The following is an 18,223-nucleotide window of genomic DNA, read 5'->3' as shown; positions in this document are numbered from 1 at the left end:
TTTTATAAATATCCGCCACTTCAAATTTCGTAGGATCCAGTTTATTGCCGGCGCCCATACAGCTGATGACCGGCACACCCGCTTCTTTTGCGCGCATGATCAGTTCAAGCTTTGCGGTGACAGTATCTACCGCATCCACCACATAATCATAATTCTTAAAATCAAAATCAGCCGCGTTTTCCGGTAAATAGAAGCACCGGTGCATTTCCACTTGAGCATCCGGGTTGATTTCCAATATTCTGTCCTTCATTACTTCAACCTTATATTTGCCTACCGTTTTTCTGGTCGCTATGATCTGCCTGTTTAAATTGGTAAGACAAACCTTGTCATCATCAACAAGTACAAAGGAACGGACCCCGCTTCTCACCAAGGCTTCCACCGTATATCCGCCGACACCGCCGATACCAAAAACAGCAACTTTCGCCCCCATCAATTTATCCATGGCATCTTCCCCCAATAATAACTGGGTCCTTGAAAACTGGTTCAACAATTGATTCAACCTCTTTCTTAATTTTTCTATCTGTTTAATAGGAATAAAAATACACTTTATTATACTTCGAAATGTGTATTTGGGCAAATGATATTTATTGCCTTTTCTTTTTTCCGGATTATAGGAGCAATAAGTGTCTCTCATTCCAGGTTGATATGCCGACCAACCATTTATTTGTAATAAAAAAAATATCCCGCATTTATGCGGGACACGGAGTTTCGTAAACGTCTAACAAATTGCAGTAAGTGAAAGGAGTGAAAGAAAAGCCATCTCCCACTCCTTCCGTAATCAAGAAATTATTACCCAAAACAATACCAAAACTATAGCAATCAAAGCAATAAAGGCCGGTATACTAAGAATATGTAAAAAATAAAGGGCAAACAGTATAATTACAAAACAGCTGGTTAAAGCTTTCAGCACTAACTTTTTTTTACCGCTATGGTTTTGACTCTTCACTATTTGCGATCACCTCCTTATTTCCCCCGGAAAAGTGAAACGTAATTCTCTTTATTATTCCGAACTGCCTTAGTATACATTTACCAAAGCATCAGCAATTCCTTCATAGGTAAATGATAATGAGCTGCGGTCAAAAATACCAAAATTCTCTGCACCGTATCCAAAGCAATTGTTATCCCACCAAATACAAGGTATATCATACTTCTTAGCAAAGGTTGCGTATATTTCAGCATACTTCTCACGATCAGCGGTATTTCCTTTATTCGTTGCTCCAAATTCTCCAATAACAACAGGAATTCCCTTGCTGATAAAAGCAGAATCCAGCTGATTAAAAACAGAGTCAAGGGATTGATAGTCTGAATCTGTCCAATTTGAATGTCCGCCTCCTTCAAAGGCAAAATCAAATGGCAGATAAGCATGAATGGAAACAGCAATCATAGGATCGTTTCCAAGATTTTTCCAGCCATTTATTTTAGGTGTGTCAGGGGAAGCACAGTAAGCAGGCATCATGATCAGCCTTGAGCCATTATTCCCTCCTGTTGCACGGATAGCGGCACGGCTGGCCTCGTTATACTTATTGACACAATCATAGTAAGAAGTATTTCCATTCCAATCCTCTCCGGCTCTAGGTTCATTGATGGTTTCAAAAATAAGCTTGTCACCGTAATTTTTAAAACGTTTTCCAACCTGTTTCCATATAGCCGATAATTCATTTTTAACACGCTTCTGTACATTACTGTCTGTGGAAACCATAGTCTGCAGATCATTATGGTGAACATTGATAATAACGTACATTCCGTCAGCAAGACCATAATTTACAACTTCTTCGACTCTGTCCATATAGTCAGATTTAATTGTATAGGAAGAAGAATCTGTATAATTATCATCCCATCTTACCGGAATACGTAAGGTTTTAAACCCCTTTGCGGCAATCTTATCAATCATTGCCTTTGTGGTTTGTGGGTTTCCCCAGTAAGTTTCGTTATTCTCGGACTCCAGTGAATTCCCCAGATTCCAGCCAGCTCCCATATCAGCAGTCAGTTCAGAAGCTGAAAGACCTCTCATTTGTGTCTGATAGCTGGATCCGTCAGCTGCCTTTACCGGCTCTGCCGTACCAATAACAAGTACACTCAATAGAACTGAAACAACACTCATTTTTAATTTTTTAAACATTCAATTACCTCCTAATCAATATGATGGTTTTGTTTATTAAAACCAAACAAATAATCTACCGGTAACAAAAGTCTCACCTCCTCCTTATAAAAATAAAGACTAATAATACAGAACAATAAGATTCATATTCTGCTATCATAGTCCTATATCGCAAAGATATGTAGGAATGTAAAAGGGGCTTAGAGAAACTACTTGTTATATTACTTTTAGTATAAAATAAATTATTTTATTTTCAACCAAAGTGCCAATATTATACATGTTAAGTGCCAATATTTGCACATTAACCTTTAAAATAAACCTCCAAACTGATTAATTTTATTTCACATCAGTTTGAAGGTTTACACAAACTTTAGGATACTCCCGTTTCCGCTGACTTCAAATCAGTCTCAAAAAAACAGACAGGACGGTTTGTTTTTACAAACCGTCCTGTCTGCTGTTACTTTATCTTCTGTCTGATCCATGATTCGTACTTATCCTGTACGCCCTCATCCTCTGCCTGCTTTTCAAATGATTCTGTCTCATCATCCACGGCTTTTAACTGATCCTCCGACAATGCGCGGGCTGCAAACGTATAAGCAACCTCATCTTCTTTTTCAATATGGCGCTTTAATAACGCACCGTAGCCCACTGCATTGGAGATAATATCCAGTTTCGGCTCTGTTCCCGGATTTTTCTCATATTCCTCTATGGCTTTTTCCAGCTCGGAAACATACAATCTTCCCAGATCATGTTCCACAAGCATGCCGTTCCTTATGAGCTTTTCCGCAACAGGACCCATATTTTCCAGCATGATCCGGAACAGGACCTTTTCTTCCTTTCCATGATGATGCTTATCCGCATAATTCCTTGCGAAGTCAACGCACTCCCTCAGCAGGGAAGTCTCCACCGGCTTCCCCTCCAGAATGCCGGAACAAATGCTTCTTAATAAGCCGGTGAAAGACAGAATGTTCTCATGCTCCTTCATTAAGATGTCTATTCCATACATAAGCGTCTCCTTAATTCATATACCTGATCCCCGGTCTGATGAAATTCTATCCCGGAATCTTTAAACATTCCTTTTATCAGGGACTCTCTTAAGTCATAATAATGTTTTACGTCCCCATGGATCATCGCCCAATAAGCACCGTGGATATCCTGCGTCTGTCTCCATACCAGTTTGTCTTCTGCTTCTTCAACCAGTTCATTCACCCTGTCGCATGGCATACCGTTTAACAGTGTGTTTTCCAGATACTCATAGGCTTTGCGGACCGTGATCTCTTTATCCGGGGAATTTTTCTTTCCGAATTCGCAGATAGCAGCCAGGATATCAGACAGCCTTCCGGAATCCGGTTCCAGCAGTGTTGCCACCACATAAGCCATTCTGTTTTCCACCAGACTCACTTTTTCCTGCAGCCAGCCATGGATATTGCCCGTATCGATCATGTCTTCTAAATTTCCGTTTCCGAGCACTCCATATCTGCTGTCAACCTTACTTCTAAGCTCTTCGGCGTAACCTTTTTCTTCTGCAAGGTCTAAGATCGCGTCAACCATTGCATCCTGAAATTTTATTTTGTTGTATAACCAAGTGTGTATTGGTCCCAAAAAGGCACTCATCCTGCACCTCTTTTCCTTAATGATTCAGCTTGTCCAGCACTGCGTCTGTATCAAGTCCGTGAACCATACATGCATCCTCTAAGGATTCCATCTGGGATGACGGACATCCCAGACAGTGCATGCCGCAGCCCATTAAAATTTCTGCCGCATTTGGGTTGCTTCTTAAAATTTCTCCAATATTCATTTCTTTTGTTATCATATCAAACGCCTCCTGTTTATTATCCGAGAATTTTCTTTAAATCTTCTTCGGGTGTGCTGATTGGTGATATTCCGTAGTTTTCAACGAGGAATGTTAATACATTCGGTGATAAGAATGCAGGTAAGGATGGTCCAAGGTAAATATTCTTGATTCCAAGATGTAACAGGGTAAGGAGAATGCAGACCGCCTTCTGCTCATACCAGGACAATACCATGGATAACGGGAGCTCATTGACCCCGCATCCAAAGGCTTCTGCCAGTGCCACCGCTACCTTGATCGCGCTGAACGCATCATTGCACTGTCCCATATCCATGATTCTCGGAAGCCCTCCGATGGTTCCAAGATCAAGGTCGTTAAAACGGTACTTTCCGCAGGCCAGTGTTAAGATGATGGAATCCTTCGGGGACTGCTTTACAAATTCAGTATAATAATTTCTTCCTGTCTTGGCGCCGTCACAGCCGCCTACTAAGAAGAAGTGGCTGATCGCTCCCTGCTTCACGGCATCAATGACCTGGTCCGCAACTCCAAGTACTGTTCCATGGGAGAATCCTGTCATGACTTCCTTACCGCCATTGATTCCCGTCATTTCATGGTCTTCCCGGTATCCGCCAAGCTCCAGCGCTTTTTCAATAACCGGTGTAAAGTCTTTTTCATCTCCAATGTGGACCATTTCCGGATAGGAAACCACTTCCGTGGTAAATACACGGTCCGCATAGCTTGCTTTTACAGGCATCAGGCAGTTTGTTGTAAACAGGACCGGCGCAGGAATGGAATCAAACTCTTTCTGCTGATTCTGCCAGGCGGTTCCGAAATTTCCCTTTAAATGCGGATACTTTTTCAGTTCCGGATAGCCATGGGCCGGAAGCATCTCTCCGTGGGTGTAAATATTTATGCCTTTATCCTTTGTCTGCTCAAGGAGCTGTTTTAAATCATAAAGATCATGTCCGGTGATTACAATAAACGGACCTTTTTCAATGGTAAGGGGCACGCTGGCCGGTTTCGGAGTTCCGAATGCGGTCGTATTTGCTTTATCCAGCAATTCCATGCATTTCAAATTTACCTCTCCTACTTCAAGTACAACCGGTAACAGCTGCTCCATGGACAGATCATAGCTTATGACTGACAGAGCCTTATAGAAAAAGTCATTGACCGCCTCATCTTCCTGTCCAAGGACCATGGCATGGTAGGCATATGCTGCAACACCGCGCAATCCGAATAAAATCAAAGACTTTAAGGAACGGATATCTTCATCTGCCTCCCAGATTTCCTTCATGTCAAAATCAGATGTGTTTCCGCAAACAGACAGACAGCTGCCGCAGTCCGGTACGATTTTTTCTTTCTCTTTCCGGACCCTTGCAATCATTTCTGCTAAAACTTCATCATTAAAGTTTACATTTGTGATGGTGGTAAACAATCCTTCCACGATAATTCTTGTCGTATTCTCCAAACGGGGATTATTGCCGCATGCCTTTGCCAGGCCAATGAGTGCGCCGGTCAGTTCATCCTGTAAATTTGCGGTGCTGGCTGATTTGCCGCATACTCCTGCATTGCCTGTACAGCCGCTGCAGCCTGCTGTCTGCTCACACTGAAAACAAAACATCTTATGATCCATCTCTATTCTCTCCTATTTTATATAAATTTATTTAAAAAACTACGGTCAATGACATCTTGAAGCTTTCCACTGCATAAACCGCATGGGGCTTTTTCGCCGGCATCACCAGAGTCTGGCCTGCACTCAGAAGATACTCTTTTCCGTCGACCGTGAATTTACCGGTTCCTTCTAAAACAGATACCATGGCATCTCCATTGGAATCATGGGTGCTGATTTCTTCGCCTTTATCAAATGCAAACAAGGTAATGCTAAGTGCCTCATTTTGTGCAAGTGTCTTGCTGACGATCTGACCTTCCTGGACGCTTACCAATTCGGATAACACTATGATTTCCTCATGCTTTATATTTTTGATTAATTTCTCTGACATTTGGCTCCTCCTTATTTTTTTCTTGCCTTTCTATGGAGATTATAATATAATAATTACATCATTTCAGTTGTTATTACAACATTTTTAAAATAATTTGAAAGGGGGAAGCAAATGGAAGAATATTTGCCTGTATTAAAAAAATCCAGTTTGTTTTCAGGGGTCCGTCCGGACGAAATAAACGCAATGCTCAAATGTCTCTCGGCGCGGCAGAAGCATTTTAAAAAAGAGGAATTTATTATCAGAAGCGGGGATTACATCCATTCGGTGGGAATGGTGCTTTCCGGGACCGCCCTCATCATTCAGGAAGATTTCTGGGGCAGACGGACCATTATATCCGAAGTCATGCCTGGTACTCTGTTTGCTGAGACTTATGCCTGCCTCTCCTCCCTCCCCATTGAAATGAGTGTAATTTCTGACTCGGAATGTGATGTGCTGTTTTTGGATTTCAATAAAATACTGACCGTATGCACCTCTGCGTGCACGTTCCATACACGCCTGATCCAGAACTTCTTATCTTCCATTGCAAGAAGAAATTTAACTCTGACGAAAAAAATGCAGCACATGTCCAAAAAGACCATCCGGGAAAAACTGCTTTCTTATCTCTCTGCCGAATCCTTAAAAAGCAATGCTTCCACCTTTGATATTCCATTTAACAGGCAGCAGCTGGCGGATTATCTGTCCATTGACCGCAGCGCCCTGTCCAACGAGCTGAGCAAATTACAGGCAGAAGGGATTTTGACCTATAAGAAAAACCGTTTTACCTTAAAAGAAGACTTTCATGAATGACAGGATCAAAAAAGAAGGCGGCGCCGGGATTCGCATCAAATCCTGGCGCCGCCTGCTGTTTTTAAGCCGTTAGATCATTACTTTGCAGTTTCCGGATACAGGAAATCTGCCAGTGTCTCCATACAGTCAAAGGTCCGGTATCCTCCTCCCATCAGTTCGTTGTACTCAACGGTTATAATCTTCTGGTTCTGAATGGCCTTTACACTCTGGATTACTTCGTTGGAAAGCATGGCCTCCATTGCATTCCGGTCATTTTCTTCGTTATGGGTTCCCTTGACATAAACGATCACATCCGGGTCCATGGAGATTAAATTCTCTGCGGAAAGAGCGCTGCCGCCTTTTTCCAGTACATTCACTGCATGAAGGCGCCTTAACAGATCCTTTTGAAGAGAAGCATTATTACCGTAACCGCCAAAGGTCCCATCCTGATAATTAACCATAAGAAGAACCTTTAAAGGCTCTCCCTCCAGGGACCTTAAGCGATCTTCGGTTTCCGTAAGGCGGGAGGTGAGCTCCTTAGCCATCTCTTCGGCCTGATCCTCCTTCTCAAAGATCTTACCGATGTTTCTGATGTCATCAAGAATGGATTCCATGGTCACATCCTGGTCCATACGGGTGGCCTCCTGGGTATAGGCGGCAATTCCCATGTCATTTAAATCACTGACAGAGCCAAGAGTCTCAGGGGTAAAGGATTTTACTCTTCCCACAACAATGTCCGGCTCCATGCCCACTACCTTCTCCTTGGAAATATCCCGTTTATCTGCCAGTATTGGAATGGCATCATAAGCGGCAGCTAACTCATCGGTGGTGGGGTTGTCCTTTAAAACAGTAGCGATAATACGGTCACCAAGTCCAAGCTTTAACAAGAGTTCTGTACTTGTCTGGTTGTTTGTAATTACCTTCTGAGGCGCTTTCTCAACGGTCTGCTCATGACCGGTTCCGTCTGCATCATAGGCGAAGTATGTAAAAGGAGATCCGGCTGTCTCCCGGGTATTGCGTGCGGTCTCTGTTTTGGCATGATCTGCGGCACAGCCGGCTGTTACTGCTGCAACTGCACAAACTGCCGCCATTGTCTTTAAAACATTCATTCTCTTTTTCATTTTTACTCCTTATTTTTATTGCAAATGATTAAATCTGATACCGGATGGAAAGCTGTCCGGTTTTTGTATCCGTGACCACCGATGCACGGACATCATAAATATCCCGTATCATTTCCGGCGTAATTACTTCTTCCGGTTTTCCCTTTCCCATAATGCAGCCGTTTTTTAACATATATATCTCATCGCAGAACATGGCTGCCAGGGAAAGGTCATGAAGGGCTGCCAAAACACAAATATCCAGCTGCTTCACAATGGACAGAACCTGTAGCTGGTATTTAATATCCAGATGATTGGTCGGCTCATCAAGAATGAGAATCTCCGGCTCCTGTGCCAGGGCTCTTGCCAGTATGATCCTTTGCTTTTCTCCGCCGGACAACGTGGAAAATCTGCGTTTTGAATACGCTTCCATTCCCACCTTTTTAAGGGCCCCGGAAACGATCCGGTAATCCTCCGCCGTCTCCCGTTCCAGCCTCTTTTTATGAGGAGTCCGTCCCATCATAACAATATCTTCAACCGTGAATTCAAAGCTCACCTGATTGAACTGGGATACCACAGCCATAACCCTGGCCCTCTCCTTTTCCGGTATCAGGGATACATCCTTCCCGTTCATCAGCACCGCTCCCCCTTTTGGCTTAAGGACCCGGTAAACTGCTTTTAAAAGTGTGGATTTTCCGCTTCCGTTAGGACCTAAAAGGCCGATAAACTGATGACTGCTTCCATTTAAGGATACTCCCTTTACAATCTCGGAATTTCCTATATTCACCCTTAAGTCTTCTACTTTCAGTTCCATTGTCTCATCCTCCTTACCCTTCCCGGAAGGTATAGCTTTTGCGTATCAGAATATACACAAAGAACGGCGCGCCAATGAGCGCAGTTACGATTCCGATGGGAAGTTCTGAATTGTGTACGGCGATTCTTGCAAAGGTATCGGCCCAGATCATAAAAACAGCACCGCCTACGGTACACAGAGGTGTCAGCCTTCTGTGGTCTGCTCCTGTCACTGCTCTCGTTATGTGAGGAATGATAAGTCCGACAAAGCCAATGATGCCGCAATAAGCAACTAATACTCCGGTTAAAAGGGAAGAAGCTGCCATATACAGCCTTCGGTACCTCGCCACAGGTATCCCCAGAGTTACCGCAGCCTCATCTCCAAGAAGCAGGGCATTTAACGTTCTGTACTGAAAGAGAAATCCTGCAAAACAGACCCCAGTCAGGGCTGCCGGAAAAAAGATGTTCTCCCACTTTGCTCCTGCAAGCGATCCCATGGTCCAGAATTTCACACTCTGCATTCCCTGGGCATCTCCTGCCATGAAAATGATGAAATTGCTGAGGGCGTTGCAAAGGGCATTTACCACAGTTCCCGACAGCACCAGCTTGGAGCTTGTCATCTTACTTCCCATGGAAGCCAGCATTAACACGCAGAAAGCCGCTCCTAAGGCACCGGCAAATCCCCAGAAAGAACTGGCGTTCATGGAAAACCAGCTTAAGGTGCCCATGCCAAGCATGATGGAAAAGGTGGCACCCAAAGATGCGCCGGAAGAGATTCCGAGGATATATGGTTCTGCCAAAGGATTCTGAACCGCCGCCTGCATGGACATGCCGCAAAGAGACAGCCCTGCTCCCACCGCTGCTCCAAGAATCACCCGGGGAAAACGGATCTCCCATATAATATTTACTTCCGAAAGACGTCCGGTCAGAGATGGGTCTGACTGTATGCCAAAGAGCTTTTCCAGAAGAATGGCATAGGTATGAGACGGCGCAATCTTCATAGAACCAAATGACATGGACAATACGGCGGACAAAAGGAGCACAAATACCATTCCTGCAAGCATCAGCCCAAAGGCTTTTCTGCTCTTCTGATTCTCTATGCAGGCTTCAGAAATATAATGACTCAAAGAAAAAGTCCTCCTTCCATCTTATTAGTTATAACTAACCACAGATAATTATACGGACTCTTACACAGAATAGGAATAGATAATTCTTCAAACACATGGACAATTATTGAATTTTAAACGATAAAAAATATCACAAATATCACTTGCGTTGACTTCCCCAAATACTGCCGCTATAATAATTAGAATATGGATAAATGAAAGAAGGGAGGTCTTAAATGTCTGATTTCCGTACCCAGTTAGCAGAAGAATATGCCAGATTTCCATTGACGATTCTAAAAGCTGCCTCTTTTACAAAGCTGCCGGGACAGGTCCCTGCATCTTATGAAACCACGCGGGCCGCCTTTATCTTCCCAGTCAGCGGAAAAGCCCGCATTTCTTTTGACTCCAGGGTCTTTACAGCAGTGCCGGGCAAGGTGATTCACGGCTGCCCCGGAAAAAGGCTTACCTTTTTCCCAGAAGGGCCGGAACCCTTCTGTCATATCAATCTGTATTATGATCCATGCGATCACAAAAGTAAAAGAACGGACTTTATGCACTCTGCCTATGAGTTGGATATCATGAATAAGGAGGAGGTAATGGGCTGTTTAGAGGATCTGTTAAAGCTCTCACACTGCCATGACATACGTTCCCGGTTCCGCATGAATTTTATGACCCAGCAGCTCTTTGATGCGCTGTTTTGTTCGGAGATCAGCAAGCATAAGGCAGAGGAACTGAACTTTATCAATGAAGCCGCTTTGTTTATCCGGAGTCATTATGCCGAGCCTCTGACTCTTGCAGATATTGCGGATCATTTTCATAAAAAGCCGGAACACTTTTCTTACCTGTTTCATAAAGTCATGGGAATCCGCCCCATTGATTATCTCATTGAATACCGCCTTGAAACAGCGGCCGGACTTTTAAATGAGAACGGCTTCCGTGTCAGGCAGGCAGCGGCAGCGGTAGGCTATAAAGATGAATTTTATTTCAGCAGGTTATTTAAAAAACATATGGGAATTGCTCCAAGTAAAATGAAAAGCGGAAATGGAAAGGAAAGAAAGAAATCATGATTTTAGAATACAAAGAAGGAAAACATCCTATTATAGAAACCCAGTGGAAAAATCATAATATTTACTTATATCTGCCGCCATCATGGAAAAAGAATGAAAACAGAGCGTATCCCACAATCCTGGTACAGGATGGAGATCAGGCCCTTAAGGCAATCACTCCCCTGCTGGAAGAACTGGAGGAGCTCTGGGCAAGAGGAACGGGCAGAGAATTCATACTGGTGATGATATGCCCTTTGGACCGGCTTTCTGAATATACCCCATGGCCGGCCAGCGCAATGTCTCCCCGTTTTCCTGATTTTAAAGGAAGGGGAAATGAATATCTTAAATCTCTTGAAACCGGCCTTCTCCCCTGGCTGTCCGAAAACTATAAAACAGATAGGAAGAATGTGTCTTTGCTGGGCTACTCTCTCGGAGGCCTGATCAGTGTATATGCGCTGACGATACAGAATTGCTGGTGTCATGTTGCCGGAATCTGCAGTTCCTTTTGGTATGACGGCTGGTACTCCTATCTGGAGGGCAGTTCCATCAGCGAAGACCTAAAGTCCGTCTACCTGCATTATGGAACTCAGGAAGGGAAAGGGAAGTCAGGCTCAATGGAGAAAGCAGCCGAATATGGAGAAAAAACAGGACGGCTCCTGACCGCAAGACTTCCGGGGAAAGTAAGGGTCACTCAGGATGATGGGGGACACCATTCCTTTGCAGATAAACGTTACCGGAATGGGCTTTTATGGCTGAATGACCAGATTGGGAAATAGCCATACCGCACTTCTTTTCTTCTATTTTGGTATACTTACCGTAAAACAGCTTCCCTTTTCTTCTTCGCTTTCAGCTGTCACAGTCCCCCCGTGAGCCGTAACAATGGATTTTACAATTGCCAGTCCAATGCCCGCGCCGCCGGATTTCCGGTTTCTGGATTTGTCGGTCCGGTAAAAGCGTTCAAAGACTAATGGAAGTTCTTTTTCAGGAATTCCGATTCCAGTGTCCCTTATCCTGATCATACCGAAATCACTTGTTTCGGAAACCCGGATCTGCACGATTCCACCCTCCGGCGTATATTTAATGGAATTGGAAAGCAGATTGGCGACGACCTGACTGATCCTGTTTTTATCCGCTTCCACAAAGACCGGCTCTCCTTCCACGGACAGGGATAAGCCTTTTTTGCTGATCTCCCCATTCATCGTATCCGACACGATACGGACCGTATCCAGCAAATTGATCCGGGATTTATTTAAGATCAGATTTTCACCTTCTATTTTTGCAAGCTGCTCTAAATCCGCAACCAGCGTTCCCAGGCGTTTTACCTCTTCATGACAGCTTTTAAGCCGTTCCGGCGTTGCCTCCCATAAGCCCTCGATCATGGCCTCTAAGTGGGACCCTAATGCGGTCAGAGGCGTCCGCAGTTCATGAGCCACATCTGCGGTCATCCGCTTGCGCAGATTTTCCTGCTCATTTAATGCATCGGACAGATGGTTGATTGAGGTTGCAAGGTCATCCAGTTCCCGTATCCTTGTCCCGGGCTCAAACTTTATGTTATAATTGCCTTTTGATATCTGCTTCGCGATATAGGCGGTCTTTGTGACAGGACGGGATATTCTCTTTGCCAGCAGACAGCCGACTAAAACCGAGCAGGCACTGGAGAAAATACCGATCACCAGCAGGACCGTGTTCATGACATTGATAAAATTAAAATCAGCCTCATTCATAAAAAACGGGCCGTAATATTTGATGGAAACCGAACCTACCTTTTTCCCGTTCTGACTGATATCATAGGTATTGTCCACAAAGCCTCCGGCAGCGCCTCTCTCTTCCATGCGGGCCGAAATCTCATTCATGATCTGGCCGCAAAGGCTCATATCATGGTTTTCCGCATCCCACACCATGTTTCCGCCTGCATCGTAAAGCTTCAGGATATACCCGTCGTACAGGGAATTCATGCCGATCGCATGCACATAATCCAGCCGCCAGTTACGCTTGAATCCGTCATACTGCTTGCTCAAATCGTCCACGATGTTCTCTCTTCGTTCCTGTCCCAGCCCGGTAATATACTTCTCAAATTCCCGGTTTATAAACCAGTTGGAAAGCAGGCCGATCAGCCCAATGGTGACCAGAAGCGTTAACAGTATGGACAGCGACAGCTGCTTTCTTAAGCTCTTCATCTCCCATCACCCTCCGAATTTATATCCCAGCCCCGGGATCGTCAGCACATATACCGGGTTCCTGGGGTCATCCTCAAGCTTTTTCCTGATATTCTTGATGTGACTGTCAATGGCCCTGTCGTATCCGGCAAAGTCCTTGTCCAGCGCAGCCTCGATCAATTCTTCCCGGGTAAAGACTTTCCCCGGGTATTTGATGAGCACGGACAGGATCTTCAGTTCGCTGGGAGTCAGGGTCAAACCAACCCCTTTTTTCCGTACTTCATTTTTTTCAAAGTCAACCACCAGATCCCCGTCCCTCCATGAATTCCGCTTCGCAAGCGGTACCAGATCGCTTTCCGTACGGCGAAGCACGGCCTCAACCCGGGCGTACAGCTCTTTTAAGCCAAAGGGCTTTATGACATAATCATCCGCCCCAAGGCCCAGACCCCCGACGATATCGCTTTCATCTACCTTGGCAGTCAGCATGATGATGGGGACCCGGGATTTTTTGCGGATGCTCATGCACACCTCTTCTCCGGAAATATCCGGCATCATAAGGTCCAGTATGACAAGGGAAATATTCTCTGAGTCAAATATCTCCAGAGCCTTCCTGCCGTTTTCGGCAGAAAAAGCATGAAATCCCCTGCTCTCCAAAAGCAGGCAGACTACCTCCAGTATTTTCGGTTCATCGTCCACCACAAGTACATTTTTGCTGCTTTTCAACATCGTAGCACCTCGATCTTTGTCAAGCGGATATTCGCAATCCGCTTCGCCACTTGCTTGATTCGGTTAAATAAAGCGCGAAAGGCGGGAACCGCCCGACTGCGGTTCCCGTCCTCTTTACCCAACTACATCGTAGCCCTGATCCTCGATTTCAGATTTGATCTTATCGAGGGGCGCCTTGTCGGGGTCATGTTCTACTGTTACGGTTTTTGCTTCCAGATCAACCGATACCCCGGATACGCCGGGTACCGCTCCTACCGCCTTTGTAATTGCTTTGACACAATGTTCACAGGCCATACCATCTACGTTTATTACTGTCTTTGCCATCTGAGTTACCTCCAATATGATATTTGATTCGGAAGCGAAAAGCGCTTCCTCTGATGCTCGCTTTACTCATGCCTGTCTTCCTGCCGGTAAGCGATATTACTGTAGGTTAAAGGGTTTTAAAAACTTATAAACATTTATATTCTTCCCATTTTCCTCTACCGGAACCTGGGCGTATGCCCAGCCTTCCACTTTTTCCGGATCAACACCTGCTGCAATGAGCGGCTCGGGATTTAAAACAAAAACGATGTCCTTATCCTGATTTTCCTTTGTTACGGTGTTGGTATCCATATTTTTCGCCCACTCAAACATGTTGCCGTCGCCCAGCTTTACTCCGTAGTGGTCAAGGGCTGTGTGATAATTGATGGAGCTGCGGTATTTGCTTACGATCTGCTCATAGGCAGTCAGGGCTGTGGGCCCGCCCTGATAGGTGAGCTTGTCATTCCCAAGCTTGCTTCCCACCATCAGCATATCATCATAAGCCGCGTAGTTTTCCGGAAGCTTACTTGTATCAAGCCCTGCATCAAGGAAGGGCTTTGCATCAAGCTCCAGCATTACATCGTGAAGAGGACTGCTGCTGTAATCCTGACTCCAGATAAAGCGTACGCTTCCATCGGGTGCGGTTAGTGACCAGCCTCCATTCATTTCATCCGCTGTCACTTGATCAGGAATTACTTTTAAAACCTTTTCAAACGATGTGACGGACTCTTTGCCAACCACATCAAGGTTTCCTCCTACGGAACTTTTCACCACCGCCAGGATTGCCGCCACCACTACAACAGCCGCACCGGCCGCCGCAATTATTTTAACATTCTTTTTCATCCATTTCACCTCTATCTTGTAGTTGGTTTGAATCTCTTAAGCCGAAGAGCATTGGTCAGTACGGAAACCGAACTTAAGCTCATGGCAGCCGCTGCAAATATGGGGTTAAGAAGCGGCCCGTTAAAGAGCAGGTGCAAAAGTCCGGCCGCAATGGGGATCCCGATTACATTGTAACCGAATGCCCAGAAAAGATTCTGTTTGATGTTCCGTATGGTCTGTTTGCTTAAATTGATCGCCGTCGGCACATCCATCAAGTCGGACCGCATCAGGACAATGTCAGCCGATTCCATGGCAACGTCCGTGCCGGAACCAATGGCAATACCGATGTCCGCCTGGGCCAGAGCGGGCGCATCATTGATCCCGTCACCAACCATGGCTACCTTGCGGCCTCCGGTCTGGAGCTTCTTTACTTCATCGGACTTATCCTGAGGAAGTACCTCTGACAGGACTCTGTCAATGCCGACCTGCTTTGCAATGGCGGCGGCAGTCTTTTTGTTGTCACCGGTTATCATGGCTACTTCAATGCCCATCCGGTGCAGGCTTTCAATGGCAGCCCGGCTGGATTCCTTCACTACATCCGCAACCGCCACAATACCGGCCAGTTTGCCGTTAACCGCCACATACATGGGCGTTTTTCCCTCTTCCGCCAGCCGGTCTGAAACTTCTTCCATTCCCTTTAAGGAAATTTCCCGTTCAGCCATCAGCTTCCGGTTGCCGGCAAGGATATCCTCACCGTTAATTTTTGCTTCGATCCCGCGTCCGGTCAGGGATTCAAACTGCTCTGCTGCGGCTAATGCAAGCCCTGCATCTTCCGCGCCGTGAACAATCGCCTGACCCAGCGGGTGCTCGGAACCTTTTTCCGCAGAAGCGGTCAGCTGTAACAGCTGTTCTCCGGAAAGACCTTCTACGGGAAGTACATCCGTCACCGTAGGCTTTCCTTCGGTAATGGTACCTGTCTTGTCAAATACGATGGTATTGATTTTATGAGCGGTCTCCAGAGCCTCACCGCCTTTGATCAGAATGCCGTTTTCCGCACCCTTACCTGTTCCTACCATGATGGCGGTAGGCGTGGCAAGACCAAGGGCACAGGGACAGGCAATGACCAGTACCGAGATAAATATGGTAAGGGCAAATTTTAAGTCGCCTCCGGTCCCAAGATACCATGCGATACCGGAAAGCAATGCGATCACGCAGACCACCGGAACAAAATAACCGGAAACAATATCTGCCATCTGGGCGATAGGGGCTTTGGACCCCTGGGCGTCCTCCACCAGCTTGATGATCTGAGCCAGTGCCGTGTCACTGCCGATCTTTTCGGCTTTAAACTGAATGGTACCTGTTGTATTTAAGGACGCAGCGTAAACCTGGTCACCTTCTTTTTTATCCACCGGCATGCTCTCCCCGGTCAGCATTGATTCATCAATTGCCGTATGACCGCCCAGAACCGAACCATCCACGGGAATTTTATCGCCGGGCTTTACCAGAATGATATCGCCGATCTCCACCTCGTCAATGGGTATTTCCTTTTCCACCCCATCCTCCAGTATAATGGCCGTTTTGGGCGCCAGGCCCATAAGCTTCTTTATCGCCTCGCTGGTTCTGCCCTTTGAAACAGCCTCCAGGGATTTTCCCAGCAGGATCAGGGTAATGATGACACCTGCAGTTTCAAAATAGAGGGATTCCACTGCCTGGAAGCTTCCATTTGCGATTTCGAACACATTGTAAATGCTGTATAAGACAGCAGCCGTAGTACCGACGGCTATCAGCGAATCCATGTTCGGGCTACGCTGGATCAGCGCTTTAAAACCGACGGTATAAAACTTATACCCCACTCCTATGACCGGAGCAACTAAAAGCAGCTCTGCCAGCGCATAAATCAGCGGATACTGCATGGGATCGATTCCTGCCGGGAAAGGCAGCCGTACGATCTTGATCATAGGCACCATGGCGATATAGAGAAGGGGTACGGAAAACACGGCGGAAACGATGAATTTCGTCCAAAGGGTTTTGATCTCCCTCTGCTTGCGGATGCGGTCCTCTTCCGCTGCATCCGATTTGTTGACCTCCAAAGCCTTGTAGCCGGCCTTCTCAATGGCTCCGCGGATAACCGACAGCCGGACCTGCTGGGGGTCATAGGTAACCGTGGCCTTCTCAGTCGCAAAATTGACCGATGCGCTTGCCACTCCTTCCAACCTGCCGATGGCTTTCTCCACACGCTGGGCACAGGCCGCGCAGGTCATCCCTCCGATCGGAATGGCCACATTGGCGTTTTCGGATTTTTCCACTACCTCGTATCCGATCTTTGCCACCGCTTCCTTAATGGCGGCAAGCTTAAGGCTGTCACTGTCGTATTCCACGAACAGCTTTTCACTTGCCAGATTCACGTTCGCCTGGCTGATACCCGAGAGCTTCCGTACGGTTTTTTCTATTCTCTGGGCACAGGCCGCACAGGTCATTCCACGTATATTTAAAATTTGACTTTCCATATATGTTTCACCTCACTGTTATTTGATTGCTCTTGAAGTTTTCGAGCACTCATGTTATTATTATGGCAGTAATCCCGAAATTTACAAGTATGCACTTTTTTGTGACATAGTACCTAAAATGATACTAAAGGAGGACATCCCTGATGGATTGCAACTGCACAAATCAAAACTGCCCGGTAGATACCACTCTGGATATGATCGGAGGAAAATACAAAGCCCTCATTCTTTGGCACTTAATCAACCACACACTGCGGTTTGGAGAACTCCGGAAGCTCATTCCCCAGGCTACCCCCAAAATGCTCACGCAGCAGTTAAGGGAGCTGGAGGAAGACAATTTAATCATCCGTACCGTGTACCCGGTGGTGCCGCCTAAGGTAGAATATACGCTGTCTGAGCTGGGAGCCAGCATCCGGCCCATACTGGAAGCCATGTATAAGTGGGGAGCAGACTACTTAACCCAGAATGGTCTTACCGTAAGCTGCTCCATGAAATTTCCTACATGACGTTCATCAATATGAAGTTTTCCAGTTGGCAAATATCTGTTTGGATTCTTTGAGGAAATCATAAGAGATCGTGATGGATTCGTCTGTCACGGTCTTATTTTTGTCAAAAACCGGCCAGGGATTGCAGCCGCCGGCCTCCACTTCCACCCGGCTCATGGGGAAACGGTTCCCGCAGTTCTGGCATACCAGGGCATCGCCTTCCTGTTTATAATATCCTCTGCCTGAATCATAGCAGACCTGGCAGGTATTAAATGCCGTACGTATGGTCCCGTCGGGTGACTGAACCGCAACGACTTCCATTTTTGTACCGTCTACCTCAACCGGATAAAACCTGGCCGTACTTGAAATCTCTTTTACCGGGATAACAAGATCCTCTCCCTGTTCTCCGCCCTGGCTCCGGCTTTGTTCCGATGCAGCCACAGTTTCTGCTTCTCCTTTTTTTGCCCCTGGGCTGCAGGCGGTCAGAGCGGCGGCAGCGATCATCACCGCCGCTGCTGCCGTTATTGCGGCAGG

General features: G+C 46.1%; 20 protein-coding genes. 4 read left to right on the top strand and 16 right to left on the bottom strand.

Translation table 11 applies throughout. The annotated features are described in order from the left end of the window. From BQ9856_RS06935 to BQ9856_RS06905, 7 genes are all read right to left on the bottom strand, one after another. The coding region (locus BQ9856_RS06935) for a tRNA threonylcarbamoyladenosine dehydratase (protein WP_139348765.1) at positions 1-490 on the bottom strand (490 nt) is incomplete at its 3' end. Positions 491-1,015: 525 nt separating this feature from the next. Next, positions 1,016-2,119 carry a glycoside hydrolase family 5 protein gene (locus tag BQ9856_RS06930; protein ID WP_077610381.1) on the bottom strand — a complete coding sequence of 368 codons (1,104 nt, stop codon included), beginning with the start codon at positions 2,117-2,119 and terminating at the stop codon, positions 1,016-1,018. Between the two features lie 436 nt (positions 2,120-2,555). After that, positions 2,556-3,104 (bottom strand): hemerythrin domain-containing protein, encoded by a 549-nt coding sequence (locus tag BQ9856_RS06925; RefSeq protein ID WP_077610380.1) that lies wholly within the window; start codon positions 3,102-3,104, stop codon positions 2,556-2,558. Further along, on the bottom strand, positions 3,092-3,700 hold the full coding sequence (locus BQ9856_RS06920) for a hypothetical protein (RefSeq protein WP_235839167.1): 609 nt from the start codon (positions 3,698-3,700) through the stop codon (positions 3,092-3,094). Before BQ9856_RS06920 ends, BQ9856_RS06925 begins: the two co-directional genes overlap by 13 nt. Before the next feature lie 28 nt (positions 3,701-3,728). Further along, positions 3,729-3,911, bottom strand: a complete 183-nt coding sequence (locus BQ9856_RS06915) for a DUF1858 domain-containing protein (RefSeq protein ID WP_077610378.1) — start codon at positions 3,909-3,911, stop codon at positions 3,729-3,731. 19 nt (positions 3,912-3,930) lie between these two features. Continuing rightward, positions 3,931-5,523, bottom strand: coding sequence for a hydroxylamine reductase (gene hcp / locus BQ9856_RS06910; protein WP_200801271.1), 1,593 nt, complete (start codon positions 5,521-5,523; stop codon positions 3,931-3,933). 31 nt (positions 5,524-5,554) lie between these two features. After that, complete coding sequence (locus tag BQ9856_RS06905; protein WP_077610377.1) at positions 5,555-5,890, bottom strand: cupin domain-containing protein; 336 nt, start codon at positions 5,888-5,890, stop codon at positions 5,555-5,557. Between the two features lie 111 nt (positions 5,891-6,001). Here BQ9856_RS06905 and BQ9856_RS06900 point away from each other — a divergent pair, with 111 nt between their 5' ends. Continuing rightward, positions 6,002-6,676 (top strand): Crp/Fnr family transcriptional regulator, encoded by a 675-nt coding sequence (locus BQ9856_RS06900; RefSeq protein WP_077610376.1) that lies wholly within the window; start codon positions 6,002-6,004, stop codon positions 6,674-6,676. A 77-nt stretch (positions 6,677-6,753) separates the two neighbouring features. On the opposite strand, the gene BQ9856_RS06895 is transcribed toward BQ9856_RS06900, so the two are convergent. From BQ9856_RS06895 to BQ9856_RS06885, 3 genes are read right to left on the bottom strand one after another with little or no spacing between them, the layout of a single operon-like run. Further along, positions 6,754-7,776, bottom strand: a complete 1,023-nt coding sequence (locus BQ9856_RS06895) for an ABC transporter substrate-binding protein (protein WP_077610375.1) — start codon at positions 7,774-7,776, stop codon at positions 6,754-6,756. A 28-nt stretch (positions 7,777-7,804) separates the two neighbouring features. Then, positions 7,805-8,566: an ABC transporter ATP-binding protein gene (locus tag BQ9856_RS06890; RefSeq protein WP_077610374.1), complete on the bottom strand. Its 762-nt coding sequence runs from the start codon at positions 8,564-8,566 to the stop codon at positions 7,805-7,807. A 13-nt stretch (positions 8,567-8,579) separates the two neighbouring features. Beyond that, positions 8,580-9,671: a FecCD family ABC transporter permease gene (locus tag BQ9856_RS06885; protein WP_139348669.1), complete on the bottom strand. Its 1,092-nt coding sequence runs from the start codon at positions 9,669-9,671 to the stop codon at positions 8,580-8,582. A gap of 215 nt (positions 9,672-9,886) precedes the next feature. On the opposite strand from BQ9856_RS06885, the gene BQ9856_RS06880 reads away from it, so the two are divergent. Both BQ9856_RS06880 and BQ9856_RS06875 read left to right on the top strand, forming a co-directional pair. Then, complete coding sequence (locus BQ9856_RS06880; RefSeq protein WP_077610373.1) at positions 9,887-10,717, top strand: helix-turn-helix transcriptional regulator; 831 nt, start codon at positions 9,887-9,889, stop codon at positions 10,715-10,717. Next, positions 10,714-11,472: an alpha/beta hydrolase gene (locus BQ9856_RS06875; RefSeq protein ID WP_077610372.1), complete on the top strand. Its 759-nt coding sequence runs from the start codon at positions 10,714-10,716 to the stop codon at positions 11,470-11,472. The genes BQ9856_RS06880 and BQ9856_RS06875 overlap by 4 nt, the downstream gene beginning before the upstream one ends. Before the next feature lie 21 nt (positions 11,473-11,493). Here BQ9856_RS06875 and BQ9856_RS06870 read toward each other — a convergent pair whose 3' ends face one another. From BQ9856_RS06870 to BQ9856_RS06850, 5 genes are all read right to left on the bottom strand, one after another. Further along, positions 11,494-12,873, bottom strand: a complete 1,380-nt coding sequence (locus tag BQ9856_RS06870; RefSeq protein ID WP_077610371.1) for a HAMP domain-containing sensor histidine kinase — start codon at positions 12,871-12,873, stop codon at positions 11,494-11,496. Between the two features lie 6 nt (positions 12,874-12,879). Continuing rightward, positions 12,880-13,578, bottom strand: coding sequence for a response regulator transcription factor (locus BQ9856_RS06865; protein ID WP_077610370.1), 699 nt, complete (start codon positions 13,576-13,578; stop codon positions 12,880-12,882). A gap of 114 nt (positions 13,579-13,692) precedes the next feature. Further along, positions 13,693-13,902 carry a copper chaperone CopZ gene (gene copZ, locus BQ9856_RS06860; protein ID WP_077610369.1) on the bottom strand — a complete coding sequence of 70 codons (210 nt, stop codon included), beginning with the start codon at positions 13,900-13,902 and terminating at the stop codon, positions 13,693-13,695. A 96-nt stretch (positions 13,903-13,998) separates the two neighbouring features. Next, positions 13,999-14,721: a hypothetical protein gene (locus BQ9856_RS06855; protein WP_077610368.1), complete on the bottom strand. Its 723-nt coding sequence runs from the start codon at positions 14,719-14,721 to the stop codon at positions 13,999-14,001. A gap of 11 nt (positions 14,722-14,732) precedes the next feature. Continuing rightward, positions 14,733-17,207: a heavy metal translocating P-type ATPase gene (locus BQ9856_RS06850; RefSeq protein WP_077610367.1), complete on the bottom strand. Its 2,475-nt coding sequence runs from the start codon at positions 17,205-17,207 to the stop codon at positions 14,733-14,735. Between the two features lie 143 nt (positions 17,208-17,350). On the opposite strand from BQ9856_RS06850, the gene BQ9856_RS06845 reads away from it, so the two are divergent. After that, complete coding sequence (locus tag BQ9856_RS06845) at positions 17,351-17,710, top strand: winged helix-turn-helix transcriptional regulator (RefSeq protein WP_077610366.1); 360 nt, start codon at positions 17,351-17,353, stop codon at positions 17,708-17,710. A 6-nt stretch (positions 17,711-17,716) separates the two neighbouring features. Here the strand turns inward: BQ9856_RS06845 and BQ9856_RS06840 are convergent, their stop codons facing one another. Further along, positions 17,717-18,214, bottom strand: coding sequence for a DUF2318 domain-containing protein (locus BQ9856_RS06840; RefSeq protein WP_442855574.1), 498 nt, complete (start codon positions 18,212-18,214; stop codon positions 17,717-17,719). Positions 18,215-18,223: the final 9 nt, after the last annotated feature.

It is taken from the genome of Clostridium sp. Marseille-P2415 (genome assembly GCF_900155545.1).
GTDB lineage: Bacteria > Bacillota > Clostridia > Lachnospirales > Lachnospiraceae > Lacrimispora.
The sequence above is the reverse complement of the archived record's forward strand: the minus strand, read 5'-3'. Positions and strand labels throughout refer to the sequence as shown.

Bases quoted from the DNA above. Each gene is read 5' to 3' on its own strand.
- BQ9856_RS06930 (WP_077610381.1), bottom strand. From the start codon at position 2,119: ATGTTTAAAAAATTAAAAATGAGTGTTGTTTCAGTTCTATTGAGTGTA.
- BQ9856_RS06925 (WP_077610380.1), bottom strand. From the start codon at position 3,104: ATGTATGGAATAGACATCTTAATGAAGGAGCATGAGAACATTCTGTCT.
- BQ9856_RS06915 (WP_077610378.1), bottom strand. From the start codon at position 3,911: ATGATAACAAAAGAAATGAATATTGGAGAAATTTTAAGAAGCAACCCA.
- hcp (WP_200801271.1), bottom strand. From the start codon at position 5,523: ATGGATCATAAGATGTTTTGTTTTCAGTGTGAGCAGACAGCAGGCTGC.
- BQ9856_RS06905 (WP_077610377.1), bottom strand. From the start codon at position 5,890: ATGTCAGAGAAATTAATCAAAAATATAAAGCATGAGGAAATCATAGTG.
- BQ9856_RS06900 (WP_077610376.1), top strand. From the start codon at position 6,002: ATGGAAGAATATTTGCCTGTATTAAAAAAATCCAGTTTGTTTTCAGGG.
- BQ9856_RS06895 (WP_077610375.1), bottom strand. From the start codon at position 7,776: ATGAAAAAGAGAATGAATGTTTTAAAGACAATGGCGGCAGTTTGTGCA.
- BQ9856_RS06890 (WP_077610374.1), bottom strand. From the start codon at position 8,566: ATGGAACTGAAAGTAGAAGACTTAAGGGTGAATATAGGAAATTCCGAG.
- BQ9856_RS06880 (WP_077610373.1), top strand. From the start codon at position 9,887: ATGTCTGATTTCCGTACCCAGTTAGCAGAAGAATATGCCAGATTTCCA.
- BQ9856_RS06875 (WP_077610372.1), top strand. From the start codon at position 10,714: ATGATTTTAGAATACAAAGAAGGAAAACATCCTATTATAGAAACCCAG.
- BQ9856_RS06870 (WP_077610371.1), bottom strand. From the start codon at position 12,873: ATGAAGAGCTTAAGAAAGCAGCTGTCGCTGTCCATACTGTTAACGCTT.
- BQ9856_RS06865 (WP_077610370.1), bottom strand. From the start codon at position 13,578: ATGTTGAAAAGCAGCAAAAATGTACTTGTGGTGGACGATGAACCGAAA.
- copZ (WP_077610369.1), bottom strand. From the start codon at position 13,902: ATGGCAAAGACAGTAATAAACGTAGATGGTATGGCCTGTGAACATTGT.
- BQ9856_RS06855 (WP_077610368.1), bottom strand. From the start codon at position 14,721: ATGAAAAAGAATGTTAAAATAATTGCGGCGGCCGGTGCGGCTGTTGTA.
- BQ9856_RS06850 (WP_077610367.1), bottom strand. From the start codon at position 17,207: ATGGAAAGTCAAATTTTAAATATACGTGGAATGACCTGTGCGGCCTGT.
- BQ9856_RS06845 (WP_077610366.1), top strand. From the start codon at position 17,351: ATGGATTGCAACTGCACAAATCAAAACTGCCCGGTAGATACCACTCTG.